The sequence below is a fragment of the Cohnella sp. AR92 genome (assembly GCF_003990975.1).
Taxonomy (GTDB): Bacteria; Bacillota; Bacilli; order Paenibacillales; family Paenibacillaceae; genus Cohnella.
Genome location: NZ_RZJR01000004.1, coordinates 179,591 through 197,931, shown reverse-complemented (window position 1 = coordinate 197,931; position 18,341 = coordinate 179,591). Strand labels below are relative to the sequence as shown.

Genomic DNA, 18,341 nt, shown 5'->3' with positions numbered 1-18,341 from the left:
CGCCGGTACGTCCGCCAGTGCGTCCACCCGTGCGACCTCCGCTGCGTCCGCCAGAGCGACCGGGACTGAGCGGCCCTCCGCTGCGTCCGCCGGAACGCGCGCTAATGAAGCCTCCCCAATCGCCCCAGGTTTCGTCCGCAGATCTTGCAATCGGTTGTACATCTTCGAAGGAACTTGTCCCAAGAGCGGTGCGAGTATTTAAGCTCACCACATTACACCTCCTGAAATCTAAGGATGGTTCAGTCTATGATTCAAGGATCGACATCGATAGAGACAATCGCAGAATCAGCGGCAAAAGGGGCATTCTTCTCCTATCATTTCGTGGAATTTCGTATGACCTCGGACAACCAACCGTATCTCTTCATCGAGGGTACACATAGTTATAGAGTATAAATTCACATCCCACACAAGTTCAAAGGAGGGATAGAACGAAGCAGAACACACGCGGAAGCATAACTAACGATACAAGGTTGCCATGCCGTCAGGTCATGCGGGGAGTCGTTATTCTGTCAAATCATCAAGAAGCAAGAACCTCATATTCCGGAAGGAGAATGAACCATATGTATATGGGTTACTTTGGATACCAATTTCAAGGTCAACAAGGTCAACAAGGGCAACAAGTCGTTTATAACAATCGTCCTCCGAGCACGAATGCTCAAACCCAGCAAGCGGTCAACCTGATCGGCCGTCATGTCAAGATCAACCGCGGCGGACCCGAAGTCGTGGAAGGCCTTCTGGTCGCCGTTCCGTCCGATTACCTCGTGCTTTCTTCCGCGGACGGCATCATTTATGTCAACGGCAGCCACGTGAAGAGCATTACGGAAGGCTCCAAGTCCAACTTGCGCAGCTGGTCCCATCGTTATATCACGGCTTCCAGCTTCCATTCGCTGCTCGGCAAGATGAACCATCAATTTATCCAGATCAACCGCGGCGGACCGGAGAAAATCGAAGGCTTCCTCGCCGAAGTCCACCCGCAATACCTGCTTCTCATTGCCGGACGCGAATATATTCGCATCCCTGTCTTCCACATCAAAACGGTGAATATTACGACCGGTGGGAATAAGAGCGGCAGCAAAAGCGGCGGGAACAACAAGAGCGGCAACAAAAGCGGCGGCAATAAGAGCGGAAGCAAAAGCGGAAGCAAGAGCGGAAGCAAGAGCGGCGGCAAAAGCGGTGGCAAAAGCGGCGGCAAGAGCGGCGGCAAGAGCGGCGCAAACCGCTCCCGTACCGGCAATAACCGCTCCCGGAGCGGAGGCAACCGGAGAAGCGGCAGGACCTAAGGCGCCTCCTGACTCATCTGAATGAGAGGGGTTGACCTATCCGGATAATCCCACAATAAAGGAGGTGCCCTTGCCAACCCCATGGAAACTTATTTGAACCAGTCGGTCACGGTAAGCGTGTCCGGCAAGAAACTACCCATCAAGGGCACTTTGATCGATATCGGCAGCGACATTTTCGTCATTCATAACGGCTATCAATTCTTATATATCCCTCTCCTCCACCTGCAGATGCTGACGCGGCTTAATTCCCTTGAATCGACCGATTTCGGAGTGCCCCAGGAACCGCCGCTCGACCCGACCACGGAACTTTCCTACCGCAAGGTCCTTCTTAACGCCAAAGGCATGTTCTCGGAGATGTCCATCGGAGGCAACAGCTCCGTCCACGGCTATATCACAAGCATCATGAACGACTTCTTCGTTTTCTACTCGCCTATGTATCGGTCCCTCTTCGTGTCCATGCGCCATCTGAAGAGCCTCATCCCATATGATCCGTTAACGACTCCCTATGCGCTGGACCAAGAGAAATTCCCGATCAATCCTACGCCTACCTCGCTCGCGCGCACGTTCGAGCAGCAGCTGAAGAAGTTCGAAGGCGAATTCGTCGTCCTGGACCTGGGAGAACAACCGGACAAAATCGGCCTCCTGAAAACGGTCCGCAGCAATCTGATCGAGCTTGTCACCGCAGACGGCTGCAGCTCGTTCATTCACCTCGATCACATCAAAACGATTCATAAGCCTTGACGGATACCCGCCTGGAGCCACGCGCAATCGGCTCGGGCGGGTTTGTCGCGTCCGGGTCCTGCGGTTTACTCCAGTACCTTCCTTGTCATATAATGGGGACAGGAGGTGTCCATCTATGTTGAATCAGGCTCTATTGGACAAGCTTAACGATCAGATGAACTATGAGTTCTACTCTTCGCAAGTATATCTGGCTATGGCCGCCTATTGCTCCGCCGAGAGCTACGACGGCTTCGCAAACTTCTTCGTCGTGCAAGCGGAAGAAGAGAAATTCCATGCCATGAAGATCTACCATTTCATCAACCAAATGGGCAAGCGCGCCGTCGTCACCGGCATGCCGAACCCGCAAGTCGAATACGAATCGCTGCTGGACGCTTTCGAGCATTCCTACGCTCACGAGCAGACCGTGACCAAGCGGATTTATGCGCTGTCCGACGCCGCTTGGGAAGACCGGGAGCATGCAACCATCAACTTCCTGAAGTGGTTCATCGACGAGCAAGTCGAGGAAGAGGATACGTTCGACTCCATCATCCAGAAGCTGCGCCGCATCGATGTGGACAGCAACGCCCTCTATATGATGGATGCCGACCTCGCGACTCGCTCGTTCACTCCTCCCGCCGGAGAAGCCGAATAAGGTTAATGTCCCGCGACTGATATAAGCAAAAAGCCCCCATCCCGCCGAATGCCGGCACGGGTGGAGGCTTTTTCTTCGTTATTCGCTATCGGGCTTGCCTTGCGCCAGCTTCTTCTTGCCGTTCTCGACCAGCTCGCGGAAGACGACGCTGACCATGATGAGACCGGCAACCGGCGGAACGAAAGCATTGCTGGCCGGAGGCTGCTGCGCCTTCCGAATCTCCTTCGGGGCGGTATCCGGAACGATCCGCTGGGTCACGTCCTCCAGCGGCTTGAGCGGCTCTTCCTTCGAGAAGACGACTTTTACGCCCTTCTTGATCCCTTCCTTCCGCAGCTTCGTCCGAATGACGCGAGCGATCGGATCGACGCTCGTCTTGGAGATATCCGCTACTTCGAAACGGGACGGATCCGTCTTGTTGGCAGCTCCCATGCTGGAGATGATCGGAATCTTCCTCTGCAGGCACTGTTTAATGAGGTGGATCTTATAGGAGATCGTATCCGAAGCGTCGATGACGTAGTCGAGCGGATACTTGAACAGCTCCTCGTAAGTCTCTTCGGTGTAGAACATGCGAAGCGAGACGGCGTCGCAGTCCGGGTTGATCAGCTTAATGCGATCTCTCATGAGATCGGCCTTCGGCTGGCCTACCGTCGTCGTCAGCGCATGGATCTGACGGTTGATGTTCGTGATGTCGACAACGTCCTTGTCGATAAGGATCAGGCGGCCGACTCCCGAACGGGCAAGCGCTTCGGCCGCGATGGAGCCGACGCCGCCGATTCCGAGCACGGCAACCGTGCTTCCCTTCAGAATCTCAAGGCCCTCCGGGCCGATGGCAAGTTCCGTTCTTGAGAATTGATGCAGCATGGTTCGGCGTTCAACTCCTCTAAGGATAGTCGAAAGCCGCGTTCCGGCAGTGGCCGGGAACGCGGCGAATTCCATTAGGCTTCCTGCTTCTCCGACTCGTCAGCCGCTGCCGGAGCAGCCGCCTTCGCTTGAGCGGCAATCGCTTTGGCCGACAGGCGAATGTGCAGATCCTCGAGTTGGCGATCGGTAACGGCGGACGGTGCGTCCGACAGAAGATCGGTTGCGCTCGCCGTCTTCGGGAACGCGATCGTCTCGCGCAGGTTCGTACGGCCGGCGAGCAGCATGATCAGACGGTCGAGACCGAACGCGATGCCGCCGTGCGGAGGCGTGCCGTATTCGAAGGCGTCCATGAAGAAGCCGAACTTCTCCTTCGCTTCTTCCATCGTGAAGCCGAGCGCGGAGAACATCTTCTCCTGAACGTCGCGGCGATAGATCCGCATCGAGCCGCCGCCCACTTCGTAGCCGTTCAGGACGATGTCGTACGCTTGCGCGCGAATCGCGCCCGGATCGGTGTCGAACAGCGGAAGATCCTCGTCATGCGGACGGGTGAACGGATGGTGCAGCGCCACGTAGCGCTTCGCCTCTTCGTCCCACTCGACCAGCGGGAAGTCCACGACCCACAGGAACTTGAACTTGCTGTTGTCGATCAGCCCGAGCTCGCGGCCTACCTTCAGGCGCAAGTTGCCCATGACGTCCGCCGCCGTCTTCAGCTTGTCGGCGGAGAAGGTCAGCAGGTCGCCTTCTTCGACGTTCAGGCGCTCGGTCAGAGCGGCGATCTCTTCCGGCTTGAAGAACTTGACGATCGGCCCCTTCCATTCGCCGTCCTTCACGGTGATCCAAGCGATGCCCTTGCCGCCGTAACGGGCGGCGAACGGCTGAAGATCGTCAAGCTCCTTGCGGCTCCAGCTTGCGCAGCCCTTCGCGTTGAGAGCCTTCACGACGCCTCCGGATGCGGCCACGGAAGCGAACACCTTCACGTCGCTGCCCTTGACGATGTCGGTAACGTCTTGGATCTCGAGGTCGAAGCGGAGGTCCGGCTTGTCGGAGCCGTACTTATGAATGGCGTCATGGTATGTGAGACGCTGGAACGGAGTCGGAATCTCGACGCCGATCGTCTCGCGGAACAGGCGCGCCATCAGCTCTTCCATCATGGAGAGCAATTGGTCCTGGGACAGGAAGGAGGTCTCGATGTCCACTTGGGTGAACTCCGGCTGGCGGTCCGCACGGAGGTCTTCGTCGCGGAAGCAGCGTGCGACTTGATAATAGCGCTCGAGGCCGCCTACCATGAGAAGCTGCTTGAACAGCTGCGGAGATTGCGGCAGAGCGAAGAACTCGCCCGGATGGACGCGGCTCGGCACGAGATAATCGCGCGCGCCTTCCGGCGTGCTGAGCGTCAGGATCGGCGTCTCGACGTCGATGAAGCCGTTCTCGTCCAGATAATCGCGGAAGACCTTGGTTGCCTTGGAGCGAAGGCGCAGCGTCTTCTGCATCTCCGGACGGCGAAGGTCGAGATAGCGATATTTCAAGCGAAGGGATTCATCCACTTCAACGCCGTCTTCGATCGGGAACGGAGGCGTCTTCGCCGAGTTCACCACTTCCACTTCTTGAACTTGAATCTCGATCTCGCCGGTAGCCAGGTTCGCGTTGAACGTCTCCGGATCGCGCTCGACGACTTTGCCTTTGACGGCAAGTACATACTCATTCCGAGCTCGGCTGCCGATCTCGAGGGCGTCTTTGTTGAAGTCCGGGTTAAAGACGATCTGCACGATGCCGGAACGGTCCCGAAGGTCGATGAAGAGCAGGCCGCCGAAGTCGCGCCAGCCTTGCACCCAGCCGTTCAGAATGACCGTCTCCCCGACGTTCTGTTTGGTCAATGTGCCGCAATCATGGTTTTTGAGCATCATGGTTATCGTTCCCCTTTGCCAAATTAGGCGGTGTATGTTGGTTAGTTCCCGCGAATCGCCGCTGCCAGCTCGTCGAGCTTGACTTGGCGCTGTTCTTGCGCAGCCAGATTCTTGAGGGCAATCTCGCCGCGGTCCAGCTCGTCGTCGCCAAGGATGGCGACGTATGCGGCTCCCGCGCGTTCGGCGGCCTTGAACAGGCTCTTCGTCTTGCGGCCCTGGAAGTCTTGCTCGACGGCAAGTCCCGCATTGCGCAGCCGCTGTACGATTCCGATCGCTTCGCGCTCCGCCCGCTCTCCCATCGTAATGAAGAAGACATCGACCGGAGAGCCGTTATCCGGCTTGACTCCTTGGCTATCGAGCAGCATGAGCGTGCGCTCCAAGCCGATTCCGAGGCCGACGCCGGGACGATCGTCCCCGCCGATATCCGCCACGAGACCATTGTAGCGGCCACCTCCGCCGACCGTATCGATCGCGCCGATGCCTTGAGCCTTGTACTCGAACGCGGTGTGCGTGTAGTAATCGAGTCCTCTCACGAGTTGAGGATTGATCCGGTAAGGGATATTCATCGCGTCCAAGCATTGGCGCACCGTGGAGAAGTGAGTCTCGCACGCTTCATCCAAGCTGTCCAGGATCGAAGGAGCGTCCGCGAACTTGTCCTGATCCACTTTGCAGTCCAGAACGCGCAGCGGATTGCGCTCCATGCGGGACTGGCAATCCTTGCATAGGCTATCCTTCATCGGCGTTAGGAATTCGAGCAGCTTGGAACGGAACGTTGCTCTCACTTCGGGAGTTCCGACGGAATTGATCTCGACGGTGACTCCTTCCAGCCCAAGCTCCTTGTAGAAGCTGAAGCCGAGCGCGATCACTTCCGCATCCAGCGCCGGGCTGTCGGAACCGATCGCCTCCACGCCGAACTGATGGAACTGGCGGTAACGTCCCGCTTGAGCCCGTTCATACCGGAACATCGGTCCGATGTAATAAAGCTTCGACAGATCCGGTTCGCCGTACAGCTTGTTCTCCACGTAAGAGCGAACCGCGCCCGCCGTTCCTTCCGGACGCAGGGTCATGCTTCGGCCCCCGCGATCCTCGAACGTATACATTTCTTTCTCCACGATATCCGTCGTCTCGCCGACGCCTCGCTTGAACAGCTCGGTCATCTCGAAGATCGGAGTGCGGATCTCGCGGAAGTGATATCTCCGGCACAGCTCTCTTGCCGTCTTCTCGACGAATTGCCAGTTCTCAACGCTGCCGGGAAGCACGTCCTGCGTGCCCGGAGGTTTCTGGAACGCCATCTTTTGGATCCTCCCTTTCTACCTCTTCCATCTGCCACTGGGGCGCGAATCAAAAAAGCTCCCGCCCCTGCAGGAACAATCCTGTCAGGGACGGAAGCTTCGGTTCTCTTCCGCGGTACCACCCATCGTTCGAACGAAGCGAACCAACCTCTTCCGAGTCAGCCGCCCGCGCTCGCGCTTGATCCGGTTAACGCCCGGCGACGCCGCAATGCTACTAAGCAGCCGATAAGCTGCCGTTCCCATCCGGTTCTCGGGGAGGTCATTCGTCCGGTCATCGTCGGAGAGCTTGCAGCCGAAGGCTCTCTTCTCTGGGGACTTGGTTCCGGAGTACTTCTTCCCGTCATGGAATCAATGGCAAGATACAATTGACTTCTATTCTAATATGCCCAAGGAGGGCATGTCAAGCGAACCCCCGCTTCAAAGAAAATAACCTGCCGCAAGGGGCAGGTTCAATGGAATCTATTTTGAAAAAAGGGGGTCACCTTGTATAATAAAGCACTTGTTTTAAAGAACGATGTTGCGGAGATTACGGTTTGATTACAAGATTGGAAGCGCTTCGTTGCGAATGGAAAAGTAAAGGCGTCAAGCGCATGGTCGCGTCGCTCTAGACTTCACCTTGAACGGTTACGTTGGACTTGAGAAACGGCAACCTGATCTTGCCGCGGTCAGGTTGGCGAATGCGAATGTATTCGAATAGTCGAGTATAATCAACCGCCAATGGGATGATCGATTAATTATATATGAAATTTCATACACAATAGTGGGTTCTTGGGAAAAGAGGGCTGATTCTATATGATTTTTCGAATACAATCCCTTAATTTCATTATTCAATGCCAATTATACTCGAAAAATCGCATTTATTCGAATTGAGACTTATACGCTAACATAATCCACCAGCGACCCGTTGCTTGTTCATGATGGCGACGAGCGCATGCGTCACGCCGCCATACCTCTACACCATCAACGAGAAGGCAGCCGGATTATGGCGTTAAACCGGTGTCCTCTCCGCCTGCGCCGCTATCCTCTTCATTCGAACCGCCATCTTCTTCTGGACCTCCCCCATTCCCAGCTCCGCCTTCATCAATCGGGTCGGGCGGAATGATCTCCCCTTCATCTTGGATCACAAGCGATGCGGAACTGATGTCGGAATAAGCTCCGTTCTCGCTGCGAAAGACGGTATATAACAAATAGAATCCTGGTTCCAAGTCGGCCGTTGGGACATCGATGCTGGCGACGAATTGCTCATCGGGAGTGAGCATTTTATTCCCCTTAAATAAAGAGCCGCTGCCCGTTTTAATCTGGTTTTTGCTCGGTGCAGATCCATTATCCTTGAAAAGCGCGTAATAAACGGTGCCTGCTGACGTTCCGAACACGTTGTAGTAAGCATGCCCTTCCTCAATCCCATTTGGGTAAAGGAGCACTGGCGGGACAGATTCCGAAGACGAAGGCGGCGCCGAAGACCCCGACGAAGCCGCTGCCGAAGACGTCGATCCGGCAGGCGGAGCGGTCACCGTTACCGTAAACGGCTTCTCCGCGTCGTTCTTCACTTCATTGCCGAAAATCGTCTTCAGCCCCTCGACCCCGATCGTCGGCTGCTTCGCCAGATCGATCGTGAATCCATCATGCAGCTTGATGATGAGACCCTTCTTGTCTTCAGGCAAGGTAAAGCTATCCTTGCTTGGATCGAGAGGAACCCCGTTGACCAGGATCTTCGACAGATCGACCGAGTTCTCGTCGATCGCCGCGGAAAGCGTCAGCTTCAGCGTGTTGCCCTCCGTAAAGTCGGCTCCCAAAACGTTCAAAGGCTTATTCGCCTCGCTCAATTTAGCCGTCTCATAAGCTCCAGTGAGAAGAAGATCCCGCGTGGCATTGGCTTGCCCGCCGAATTTGCCGTCCGACCCATTCGAGAGCAACTTGAGTTCAAGAGATAGCGCGACATACCCTTTAGCCCAATCGGAGACGGTGCCGTCTGGAGTTCCAGCCGTCGGCTGGGCTTTGCTATCAACGCCAAGACCCCGAATCAGGAAAGTCGCAAGCTGCTCCTTGGTCACTTCGCCAGCCGGGTCGAAGTCCTAAATAAATAGAAAAGACGCCAGCCTAATTCATAGGCCGGCGTCCTTCCATCCTTATCCTCGCGACATCGGAGGGTGTCTCCGGCTGTAGCCGACACCGCTTCGAACGTCTTCTCCAAGCTCTCCCGCGAACTCGACTCCCGTCTGAATCGCCATCGCTTCCCGGCGATCGACGGGCTCGCCCTCGCGCATCAAACGCTGCAGCTTCGCTTCTTTGGCGGATTGCCTCACCGCTGTCGACTTCCTTTCCAAATCAAGGGATCGACATGTAGTGTTGCCATCCGATAGAAACTTCAGTCAACGGGGCTCAATCCTCTTCGCTTATTCCGGACTGTCGAGGATCAGCGTAACCGGTCCGTCGTTCACGAGGGACACGTCCATCATCGCTCCGAACACGCCCGTTCCGACGTTGAAGCCCTTCTCGCGAAGCAGCCCGTTGAAGCGGTCGTACAGCACGGACGCGAGCTCCGGCTTCGCCGCCCCCATAAAGTTCGGGCGCCTTCCCTTCCGGCAGTCTCCGTACAGCGTGAATTGCGAGACCGATAGGATCTCTCCGCCAATGTCACTGGCGGACAGATTCATTCTCCCCGCTTCGTCCTCGAAGATCCGCAGGCCGGCGACCTTGTCCGCCATCCAGGCAAGCTCCTTATCGCCGTCGCCCGGCGCGATTCCGACGAGGAGCAGCAGTCCCTTGCCGATCTCTCCCACGGTCTTGCCCTCGACGCGAACGCTCGCTTGCGATACTCGTTGCAATACGACTCTCACTTTAACGACAACCTCCGGGTCATGCTCGTTCTGCTATTCTCTACTGCATCATCCGCTGCACGGAGAAAATATCCTTGACGCGCTTGATCTTCTCCACGACGGTATGCAGATGGTCTTTGTTGCGGATCAGGATCGTTAGATGCATGATGGCCACCTTGTTGCGATCCGAACGTCCGGAGACGGCCGCCATGTTGGTCTTGCTCTCCGATACCGCCTGGAGCACTTCGTTGAGCAGGCCGCGGCGATCGTGGCCGAGCACCTCGATCTCCACGCTGTAGTTCGCCTCGACAGACTCCTCCCACTCGACCTCGATCACGCGGGCGGCCTCTTCACCCTCCGTCGCTTGCGGCAGATTCGGGCAATCCGTCCGGTGAACGGATACGCCTCTGCCTCTCGTGATGTAACCGACGATATCGTCGCCGGGAACCGGGTTGCAGCAGCGGGCGAAGCGAACGAGAAGGTTCTCGACTCCCTTGACAATAACGCCGTTAGACGGTCGATTCCGACGAACCGCCGGAACGGGCTTCGATTCCTTGATGACCTCGTTCGTGAGCTGGATCTGCTGGGCTTCTTCCGCCTCCCGGCGCATTTTCTCCGTCAGCTTGGTACAGATCTGCGCGGCCGTAATGCCTCCGAATCCGATCGCCGACATCATGTCTTCGATATCGTTGAACGTGAACTTGCGGGCGGCTTCGATCAGCTTGTCGTCGGTCATCCACTCCGACGGTTCAAGCCCGATGCGCTTCAGCTCGCGCTCGAGAGACTCCCAGCCCTTCTCGACGTTCTCCTCGCGCTTCTCCTTCTTGAACCACTGCCGGATCTTGCTGCGGGCATGCGAGGATTGGGCGATCTTGAGCCAGTCCTGGCTCGGGCCGTAGGAGTGCTTGGAGGTGAGAATCTCCACGATGTCGCCGGTCTTCAGCTTGTGGTCGAGCGGCACGATGCGGCCGTTCACCTTCGCTCCGATCGTGCGGTTGCCGACTTCGGTATGGACGCGATAAGCGAAATCGAGCGGAACCGAACCGGCCGGCAGCTCGAAGACTTCGCCCTTCGGCGTAAAGACGAAGACCAGATCGGTGAAGAAGTCCATCTTCAGCGATTCCATGAATTCGGCCGCGTCCCGAGTCTCCTGCTGCAGCTCGATGATCTCGCGGAACCAATTCATTTTGTCCCCGAAGGAGCCTTGGACGACCCCCTGTTCCTTGCCTTCCTTGTACGCCCAGTGCGCCGCGATACCGAATTCGCTCGTCCGATGCATCTCCCAAGTGCGGATCTGCACTTCCGTCGGTTCGCCGGTCGGGCCGACTACGGTCGTATGCAGCGATTGGTACATGTTCGCTTTGGGCATCGCGATATAATCCTTGAAGCGTCCCGGCATCGGCTTCCATAGCGTATGAATGATCCCGAGGGTCGCATAGCAGTCCTTGACGTTGTCGACGAGAATGCGGATCGCCAGCAGGTCGTAAATCTCGTTGAACTGCTTGTTGCGGGTCGTCATCTTCTTGAAGACGCTGTAGATGTGCTTGGGACGGCCGGAGATATCTCCTTGAATGCCCATCTCTTCAAGTTTCTCTTTGATCTTGTTGATCAAATGGGAGATATACTCTTCCCGCTCCGTGCGCTTCTTCTTCATCAGATTCGCGATCCGGTAATATTGCTGAGGATTCAGGAATCGGAGGGCGATATCCTCCATCTCCCACTTGATCGCGCTGATACCGAGACGATGGGCGATCGGACAATAAATCTCCAGCGTCTCATGCGCGATGCGACGCTGGCTCTCCTCGGATTGGTATTTCAACGTGCGCATGTTGTGCAGGCGATCGGCCAGCTTGATCAGAATGACCCGGATGTCGTTCGCCATCGCGACGAACATCTTGCGGTAATTCTCGTTCTGCTGCTCTTCCTTGGAGCGGAACTGAATCTTCTCCAGCTTCGTCAAGCCGTCGACAAGTCCCGCTATCGTCTCCCCGTAGCACTCTTTGAGATCCTCGAGAGTGACCGTCGTGTCCTCGACGACGTCGTGAAGAAGAGCCGCTATAACCGTCACGACATCCATCTGCATATTGACCAGAATTTCGGCAACGGCAACGGGATGCAGAATATAGGGTTCACCGGATTTGCGCATCTGCCCGCGATGGGCTTCGTCGGCGTATTCGAACGCCTCTCTCACTCGCTGCAAATCCTGCTCTTTCATATAAGTCGATGCTTTCTCGAGCAATTGCTCCATGCCCATTGCAAGTTCCTTTCCGCAGGCCGGAGGCGCCGCCACTGTACCCTGAAGTATTCCTTTCATTATGCCTCTTGGCGGCAGGAATCGTCAACCGACGCTATGCAATCCTCCCTTGCGCCTACGCCTGCGACGCGGAATTCGTTAGCGATGCGTATGCGATCTAGGACCGCTTGGCGGCTCGACCGTCGGCAGCTCGAACCAGAAGCTGGACCCCTCGCCCAATCGGCTCGCCGCCGATGCATGCGTCCCATGCTTCTCCAGGATATGCTGAACGATCGACAAGCCCAGCCCGCTGCCGGAGTGCACCGACCGCGCTTTGTCGGATTTGTAGAATCGCTGCCATATTTTCTCCAGGTTGGTCTCGGAGATTCCGACTCCGTGATCGTGAACGCCGATAACGGCCCGGTCTCCTCTCCGTTCGATGGACACTTCGACGGACTTGCCGTTGGGGGAGAATTGGATCGCGTTCAGCAGCAGATTCGATAGAACCTGATCGATTCGGTGCGGATCGGCGCGTACCCACACGTCGTCCTGATCGCCGAGGAGCGAGAACGTCAGCTGCCGTCGGGTAAAATCCGGATCGAAGGCGGCCAGAAGCCGGCGAACCCATTCGGTGATGTTATAATCCGCCGGATGGATCTCCACTTGTCCCGCTTCCATGCGGGCGACCTCCAAGAGGTCGTCCACCAAGCGGTTCATCCGCCGGGTCTGTTCCCGGATCAGGCCCAGATAGGTTCCGTTCCTCTCCTGCGGAATCGTTCCGTCGATCATCGCTTCCACGTATCCGCCGATGGAGGTTAGCGGAGACCGAAGGTCGTGGGACACGTTGGCGAGAAACTCGCGGCGCATCCGGTCCAAGCCGGCGAGCTCCTCCGACATGTGGTTAAGCGATTCGGCCAGTTCTCCAAGCTCATCCTTCGGCTTCGATTGCAGCCGAATATCGAATCTCCCCTTCGCGATCCTTCTCGCGGCGTCGCTCATTCGGCGAATCCGGAGCGACAGCCTGCCGGAGATGAAGGCCACGATTACGAACCCGAGCACGAAGGCGGTCGCCATGACGGAGCGGAACGTTTTGTTGAAAAAGAACATCGGCCGCGGTTCGACCTTGGTGCGAATGACGAGATACTTTGCCGCCATGTCCTCCGTGCCGTTAATCGGCGTTGCGGACAGCGTCGCGTGAGCGCTGGTCAGAGAGGGAACATCCAGATAAGCCGTTCCCTCTCCGAGAGCCTTCATGGCCGCGTTTAAATCCTCTTGGGATAAATCGAGAGAATCCTGCGGGCCTGTCTTGAGAATCCTCCTGCCTTCCCCGTCCAGCAAGAAGAGCGTCCGGTTCATCGGTCCCGTTGCCATCCACAGCGCGGAGCGCAGCATCCCCGGATCCCAACTCTCCCTGTAGGAACTGCGGACGAGAGCCGCCGCGACGTTCAGTTGGTCTTTCTCGAAGCGGATATTCCGATCGTTCAGTTCCGTTCGGACGAACCAGGAAGAGAAGAGCGATGTCGACGCGAACGAGATGACCAGAACGGCAAAAAAGGCGAGCAGCAGCTTCGCGGTGATGCCATTCCACCGGATCATGCTCCGCTCACCTCGAACTTGTAGCCGACTCCCCGGATCGTCTCGATCCGGTAATGCTCCGAAGACCCGATTTTCTCCCGTATCCGCTTGATGTGAACGTCCACCGTTCGCGGATCCCCTTCGAAATCGTAGCCCCATACCCGGTCCAGCAGCTGTTCGCGAGTCAACACCCGATTCGGCATCGAAGCCAGCGCATGCAGCAGCTCCATCTCTTTGGGCGGCAGGGTCATCTCGGCTCCTCCGCATTGAACGACGTATCGGTCCATATCGATGACGAGATCCATGTAACGAACCGGCTCGCGGGCATAGCCCGGCTTGAGCCGTCTGAGCACCGCTTTGATCCGGGCCAGCAGCTCCTTCGGGTCGAAGGGCTTCACCAGGTAATCGTCGGCTCCGAGCTCGAAGCCTTTGAGCTTGTCGTAGCTCTCGCCTTTGCCGGTGAGCATGATGATCGGCGTCGACCGCTGGGACCGAATCCTCTTGCAAACCGCGAACCCGTCGAGTCCCGGAAGCATCAGGTCCAGGATGACCAGATCGGGCGTCTCGGAGAGGAAGAGCTCGATGCCTTCCTCCCCGTTCACCGCGACGGCGAAGCCGAAGCCTTCCCTTCTGAGATACAGTCCGATAAGGTCGCTGATATATGGATCGTCTTCGATGATTAGGATGTTGGCGATAGCCATATCGGGCCGGGCTCCTTCCGTCAAGTAACGAATTATTGCCTCAATGCGTCAACCGGATTCAGACGGGATGCGCGCCTTGCCGGCAGGAAGCCGAACAGCACGCCTACTCCCATCGAGAACAACAGCGCTAACACCATAATATCAACCGAAGGCGACGCTGGCGAGTCCATCAGCTTGCCCGCGAAGGACGAACCGCTCGCCCCGACGATCACCCCGATCAATCCCCCTAATCCGCCGATCATCGCGGCTTCCACCAGGAATTGGAACAGGATGTCCCGCTGCTTCGCTCCCAGCGACTTCCGAATGCCGATCTCCTTCGTTCGTTCGGAGACGGAAGTCAGCATCATGTTCATGATCCCGATGCCGCCGACCAGAAGCGAGATCGCGGCCACGTACGTGAGCATCGTGGACATGGAGGTCGATACCTCGGTGATCGTCTTCAGAAGGTCCGCTTGGTTGAACACGGTATAAGCGTCTTCGTCGTTGCGGAAGAAGGTCTGAAGATTGAATTCGAGCATCTTCTGGACGAAATCCACTTTATCGCTGCTCTCGACCTGAACGTAGATGGTCCGGATCGCATCCGTCTTCAAGGCGACGCGCGCCGTCTCGACCGGGATTATGACGACGTTGTCGCTGGAGCCGTTCGTCGTCGAACCCTTCGACTCCAGTACCCCGATGATTTTGTAGGAGCTTCCGTTCAAGCCGATTTTCTGGCCGACCGGGTTGCTGATGTTCAGCTCCGTAGCAACCTCCGAGCCGATGACGGCGACTTTCTGCGAGAACGCTCCGTCGATATCCTTGATGAAGCGGCCCTGGGCTACCTTGTAGTCGCGAACATCGGCGAACGAAGCCGTGGTCGCTTGGACGGAAGCGCTATACGTCGTCGTCTTATACTTCGCGGTGACGTTGCCGGAGATGACCGGCGCATATTCCTTCACGCCGTCGATATCCGTCAGCGTCTTCGCGTCCGCTTGCGTAATGCTGGTGACCGAACCGCGTCCGACCACGTTGGCGGTGAGCATGTTCGTGCCCAGCCCTTGCATCTGGCTCTTGACCTGTTCGGCCGTCCCGTTCCCGATCGCCACCATGATCGTAACGGAGGCGATTCCGATCATGATTCCCAGCACCGTGAGCAAAGTTCTCATCTTCTGAGAACTTACGCTGTGCCAAGCCATCTTGACACCTTGGGATAACTTCACGATGCTTCAGTCCTTTCTTCCGTCAATTTGCCGTCTTGTATGCTTACGACCCGCTTCGCCTGGGCGGCGATGGTCGGATCGTGGGTAATGATGACGATCGTGTTGCCTTCTTCGTTCAATTCCTTGAGCAGGCCCATCACGTCCCGGCTCGTCTTGCTGTCGAGCGCTCCCGTCGGTTCGTCCGCGAGCAGAAGCGGAGGAACCCCCGCCAATGCCCGCGCGATCGCGACGCGCTGCTGCTGGCCGCCGGATAGCTGGTTCGGGACGTGGAACATCTTCTCGCCAAGGCCGACCTTCGTCAAGGCTTCCTTCGCTCTCGCGCGGCGCTCGCCGGAGGACATCCCGCGATAGACGAGCGGCAGCTCGACATTGTCGATGGCTTTAAGCTTGGGGAGCAAGTGGAAGCTTTGGAAAATGAAGCCGATCTTCGTGTTGCGAATGGTAGCCAGCTTCCGCTCGCTCAGCTCCTCGACCTCGTTCCCGTCCAGGAAATACTTGCCGCTCGACGGCTGGTCGAGGCAGCCGAGCACGTTCATCAGGGTGGACTTGCCCGAACCCGACGGGCCGATAATCGCCATGAAGTCTCCATGATTCACGGTGAGGTTGATGCCATCCAGCGCGTTAAAGGTCTCACCTGCCAGCGTATACTGCTTGTAGATGTTCTCCAGTCGGATCAGAGGAGCCTGTTCTTTGTTGCTCATTAGCGACTTCCTCCTCTGGTGCCGCCTCCGCCGCTGAAGCCGCCGCCGCCGAAGTTCCCGCCTCCGGAGAAGCCGGCCGCGCCGCCAGGGAAGCCGCCGCCCATGCCCCCTGGGAAGCCTGTTATGGTGGTCTTGGTCGAAGACGTATTGACGATGACCGGAATCAGAACCGTTTGGCCTTCGGTCAGGCCGGACAGCACTTCGACTTGGGAATCGGTCGTGATGCCCACCGTGATCTCTTGCATCTTGAACTCGTTGCTGGAGTTCATCTGGTTCATGAAGTTTGCCATGCCGCCTTGGCGATTCTCGCCTGTGCGGTTGCCGCTTCCCCAGCCTTGGCCGCGCTGCGTGTTTTCTCCCGTTTGGCCAGTTTGGCCGGTTTGACCCGCTTTGTCCGTTTGGGCTGTCTGGCCTGTCTGGCCCGTCTGGCCCGCTTGACTTGCTTTGCCCGTTAGATCGGCTTGGCCGCCGTTGTCCCCCGCCTGCATCTGGCTCGGGTCGAAGCCTTCCGGCGGATTGTTGGGATCGAAGCCCTCCGGAGCGCCGCTCGGCACGGCACCGCCCGCCGGAGCTTCTCCCGCAGCCGTTCCATCCGTCTTGCCGCCCGAAGCCGCTTCTTCATTGCCGGATTTCGCGCCGGACGAGCTGCTCGTTCCGTTATTCGGCACGCGAACGAAATACTTGCCGGCGATCGACTCGACCGCGTCGACAGGCACGATCAGAGCTTCCTTCTTCTGCTCGATGACGACGGTCACGTCCGCCGACATGCCCGGCAGCACGTTCTCGATCTCATTCAACGTGACGATGACCGGGAAGGTCGCCACGCCATTCGAGGAAGTCCCGTCCTTGGAGATCTCCGTCACCTTGCCGGTAATCTCTTGTCCGCTCAGGGCTTCGATGGAGACGTTCGCCTCCTGACCGACCTTAAGCTTGGTAACGTCCAGCTCGTCGGCGGAGATGGTCACTTCCAGCTTGTCGTAGTTCACCAGCGTGAAAGCGGCCAAGCGGGCTTGTACTTCATCTCCCGCCTTGATGTCCACTTTCGTCACCGTTCCGTCGATCGGCGCCACGATCGGATCCGGCGCCTTCGCCTTCTCCTCATAGTCCTCGATCTCCAGCTTGGTCTGCTCGATGTTGAGCTGAGCCGACTTGATGCTCATCTCCGCGGCCGCGATGTCGTCCTCGCTGCCCCCCGATACCTGAAGGTTCTTCCATTTCGCCTGGGCTTGCTCCAACGTCATCTGCTGCTGCTGCAGGCTGAGCTTGGATTTATTCAACGACAGGGTGACATCCTGGCCCTCGAAAGTCGCCAGAACGGTTCCTTTCTTGACGACGTCGCCTTCCTCCACCTTGACCGTGCTCACGGTTCCCGCCTCGGACACGAGAGCGTCCTCCGTCTCGCTGACGGCCACCGATCCCGAACCGGACACGCCTTGAGTGATCGTTCCCTTGGTCACCCGGGATTGCTGGAAGGTCTGGGCCGCGGCGACCGCGTCGTCCTTCGTGTAGTACCAATAACCGGTGCCGCCGGCCGCGCCGAGAATGCACACGATGACTACCCAGGTAATGATTTTCTTTATGCGTTTCTTCTTCATTCTGCGAGAGCCTCCCAATATCGGATCCTTCTATGTAGCAAATATTAACTGAATACTAGCACTCGTAAATGAACGGATGATGAACTCGACCTTAATCTAGGATGAAAACGAATCTCCTTTTCTGTCACGGACTGCTGCGGCCGAAAATGCAAAAAGGCTGTCTTCATGGCCACGAATTCGTGTACCAAGAAGACAGCCCTCTTGCATGCAGGATCAAACCATCAATATTGAATGAGCGAGCGGGTCTCGATGCCGGCCAGCTTGTCGCGGCCGTCCAAGTAGCTCAGCTCGATCAGGAACGCGGCGCCCGAGATCTCCCCGCCGAGCTGGCGGATCAATTGAGTTGCCGTGGCGATCGTTCCGCCCGTAGCGAGAAGATCGTCCGCGATCAGCACCCGCTGTCCCGGCGTAATGGCGTCTTTATGGACGGCAAGCTTGTCTTTGCCGTACTCGAGATCGTAAGAAGCTTCTACCGTCTCGTAAGGCAGCTTGCCGCTCTTGCGAATCGGCACGAAGCCGACGCCAAGCGCAAGCGCAAGCGGAGCGCCGACGACGAAGCCTCGAGCCTCGGGTCCGGCGACCACGTCGATCTTAAGATCGGAGACCAGCTCCTTCATCGCGTCGATTGCCGCCTGGTAAGCTTTGCCGTCCTTCAGCAAAGTCGTAATGTCTTTAAAACGAATTCCCGGTTGCGGGAAGTCGGGAATCACTCGAATGTAATCCTTGAAATCCATCCTTCTGAATACCCCTTTCCGGTACTGATCACGAATAGAATTATACACTTCGGAAGGGTGGCTGGCTATGACTGCTTA

The 18,341-nt window shown here is 57.3% G+C and carries 16 protein-coding genes; 3 read left to right on the top strand and 13 right to left on the bottom strand.

Going from position 1 to position 18,341, the window contains the following annotated elements; all coding sequences use genetic code 11:
• Positions 1 to 560 precede the first annotated feature (560 nt).
• The 3 genes from ELR57_RS08015 to ELR57_RS08005 all read left to right on the top strand — a co-directional run bounded on the left by ELR57_RS08015 (position 561) and on the right by ELR57_RS08005 (position 2,652).
• Positions 561 to 1,280, top strand: coding sequence for a hypothetical protein (locus ELR57_RS08015; RefSeq protein WP_126958506.1), 720 nt, complete (start codon positions 561 to 563; stop codon positions 1,278 to 1,280).
• Between the two features lie 81 nt (positions 1,281 to 1,361).
• Positions 1,362 to 2,021 carry a DUF2642 domain-containing protein gene (locus ELR57_RS08010; RefSeq protein WP_126958505.1) on the top strand — a complete coding sequence of 220 codons (660 nt, stop codon included), beginning with the start codon at positions 1,362 to 1,364 and terminating at the stop codon, positions 2,019 to 2,021.
• Between the two features lie 115 nt (positions 2,022 to 2,136).
• Positions 2,137 to 2,652, top strand: a complete 516-nt coding sequence (locus tag ELR57_RS08005; protein ID WP_126958504.1) for a ferritin — start codon at positions 2,137 to 2,139, stop codon at positions 2,650 to 2,652.
• Positions 2,653 to 2,730: 78 nt separating this feature from the next.
• Here the strand turns inward: ELR57_RS08005 and ELR57_RS08000 are convergent, their stop codons facing one another.
• The 13 genes from ELR57_RS08000 to ELR57_RS07945 all read right to left on the bottom strand — a co-directional run bounded on the left by ELR57_RS08000 (position 2,731) and on the right by ELR57_RS07945 (position 18,263).
• Positions 2,731 to 3,513, bottom strand: a complete 783-nt coding sequence (locus ELR57_RS08000) for a tRNA threonylcarbamoyladenosine dehydratase (RefSeq protein WP_126958503.1) — start codon at positions 3,511 to 3,513, stop codon at positions 2,731 to 2,733.
• A gap of 74 nt (positions 3,514 to 3,587) precedes the next feature.
• Positions 3,588 to 5,417, bottom strand: coding sequence for an aspartate--tRNA ligase (aspS, locus tag ELR57_RS07995; RefSeq protein ID WP_126958502.1), 1,830 nt, complete (start codon positions 5,415 to 5,417; stop codon positions 3,588 to 3,590).
• Positions 5,418 to 5,458: 41 nt separating this feature from the next.
• Positions 5,459 to 6,709: a histidine--tRNA ligase gene (gene hisS / locus ELR57_RS07990; RefSeq protein WP_126958501.1), complete on the bottom strand. Its 1,251-nt coding sequence runs from the start codon at positions 6,707 to 6,709 to the stop codon at positions 5,459 to 5,461.
• A 980-nt stretch (positions 6,710 to 7,689) separates the two neighbouring features.
• A complete protein-coding gene (locus ELR57_RS07985; protein ID WP_126958500.1) occupies positions 7,690 to 8,760 on the bottom strand; it encodes a hypothetical protein in 1,071 nt (356 codons plus the stop codon).
• A 75-nt stretch (positions 8,761 to 8,835) separates the two neighbouring features.
• Positions 8,836 to 9,012: a hypothetical protein gene (locus tag ELR57_RS27815; protein WP_158629962.1), complete on the bottom strand. Its 177-nt coding sequence runs from the start codon at positions 9,010 to 9,012 to the stop codon at positions 8,836 to 8,838.
• A gap of 90 nt (positions 9,013 to 9,102) precedes the next feature.
• The gene (gene dtd, locus ELR57_RS07980) at positions 9,103 to 9,546 is read right to left on the bottom strand and encodes a D-aminoacyl-tRNA deacylase (RefSeq protein ID WP_126958499.1); all 444 of its coding nucleotides are present in this window, start codon (positions 9,544 to 9,546) and stop codon (positions 9,103 to 9,105) included.
• A 40-nt stretch (positions 9,547 to 9,586) separates the two neighbouring features.
• Positions 9,587 to 11,779 carry a RelA/SpoT family protein gene (locus tag ELR57_RS07975; protein WP_126958498.1) on the bottom strand — a complete coding sequence of 731 codons (2,193 nt, stop codon included), beginning with the start codon at positions 11,777 to 11,779 and terminating at the stop codon, positions 9,587 to 9,589.
• A gap of 138 nt (positions 11,780 to 11,917) precedes the next feature.
• The gene (locus ELR57_RS07970) at positions 11,918 to 13,354 is read right to left on the bottom strand and encodes a sensor histidine kinase (RefSeq protein ID WP_126958497.1); all 1,437 of its coding nucleotides are present in this window, start codon (positions 13,352 to 13,354) and stop codon (positions 11,918 to 11,920) included.
• The gene (locus ELR57_RS07965; protein ID WP_126958496.1) at positions 13,351 to 14,034 is read right to left on the bottom strand and encodes a response regulator transcription factor; all 684 of its coding nucleotides are present in this window, start codon (positions 14,032 to 14,034) and stop codon (positions 13,351 to 13,353) included. The genes ELR57_RS07970 and ELR57_RS07965 overlap by 4 nt, the downstream gene beginning before the upstream one ends.
• 32 nt (positions 14,035 to 14,066) lie before the next feature.
• The gene (locus ELR57_RS07960; RefSeq protein WP_126958495.1) at positions 14,067 to 15,233 is read right to left on the bottom strand and encodes an ABC transporter permease; all 1,167 of its coding nucleotides are present in this window, start codon (positions 15,231 to 15,233) and stop codon (positions 14,067 to 14,069) included.
• Positions 15,230 to 15,934 (bottom strand): ABC transporter ATP-binding protein, encoded by a 705-nt coding sequence (locus ELR57_RS07955; protein ID WP_126958494.1) that lies wholly within the window; start codon positions 15,932 to 15,934, stop codon positions 15,230 to 15,232. The genes ELR57_RS07960 and ELR57_RS07955 overlap by 4 nt, the downstream gene beginning before the upstream one ends.
• Positions 15,934 to 17,529, bottom strand: coding sequence for an efflux RND transporter periplasmic adaptor subunit (locus ELR57_RS07950; protein ID WP_126958493.1), 1,596 nt, complete (start codon positions 17,527 to 17,529; stop codon positions 15,934 to 15,936). Before ELR57_RS07950 ends, ELR57_RS07955 begins: the two co-directional genes overlap by 1 nt.
• 221 nt (positions 17,530 to 17,750) lie before the next feature.
• Positions 17,751 to 18,263 (bottom strand): adenine phosphoribosyltransferase, encoded by a 513-nt coding sequence (locus tag ELR57_RS07945; protein WP_126958492.1) that lies wholly within the window; start codon positions 18,261 to 18,263, stop codon positions 17,751 to 17,753.
• Between the last annotated feature and the right edge of the window lie 78 nt (positions 18,264 to 18,341).

Bases quoted from the DNA above. Each gene is read 5' to 3' on its own strand.
- ELR57_RS07970 (WP_126958497.1), bottom strand. From the start codon at position 13,354: ATGATCCGGTGGAATGGCATCACCGCGAAGCTGCTGCTCGCCTTTTTT.
- ELR57_RS07945 (WP_126958492.1), bottom strand. From the start codon at position 18,263: ATGGATTTCAAGGATTACATTCGAGTGATTCCCGACTTCCCGCAACCG.
- hisS (WP_126958501.1), bottom strand. From the start codon at position 6,709: ATGGCGTTCCAGAAACCTCCGGGCACGCAGGACGTGCTTCCCGGCAGC.
- aspS (WP_126958502.1), bottom strand. From the start codon at position 5,417: ATGATGCTCAAAAACCATGATTGCGGCACATTGACCAAACAGAACGTC.
- ELR57_RS08000 (WP_126958503.1), bottom strand. From the start codon at position 3,513: ATGCTGCATCAATTCTCAAGAACGGAACTTGCCATCGGCCCGGAGGGC.
- ELR57_RS08005 (WP_126958504.1), top strand. From the start codon at position 2,137: ATGTTGAATCAGGCTCTATTGGACAAGCTTAACGATCAGATGAACTAT.
- ELR57_RS07965 (WP_126958496.1), bottom strand. From the start codon at position 14,034: ATGGCTATCGCCAACATCCTAATCATCGAAGACGATCCATATATCAGC.
- ELR57_RS07955 (WP_126958494.1), bottom strand. From the start codon at position 15,934: ATGAGCAACAAAGAACAGGCTCCTCTGATCCGACTGGAGAACATCTAC.
- ELR57_RS08015 (WP_126958506.1), top strand. From the start codon at position 561: ATGTATATGGGTTACTTTGGATACCAATTTCAAGGTCAACAAGGTCAA.
- ELR57_RS07950 (WP_126958493.1), bottom strand. From the start codon at position 17,529: ATGAAGAAGAAACGCATAAAGAAAATCATTACCTGGGTAGTCATCGTG.
- ELR57_RS08010 (WP_126958505.1), top strand. From the start codon at position 1,362: ATGGAAACTTATTTGAACCAGTCGGTCACGGTAAGCGTGTCCGGCAAG.
- ELR57_RS07975 (WP_126958498.1), bottom strand. From the start codon at position 11,779: ATGGGCATGGAGCAATTGCTCGAGAAAGCATCGACTTATATGAAAGAG.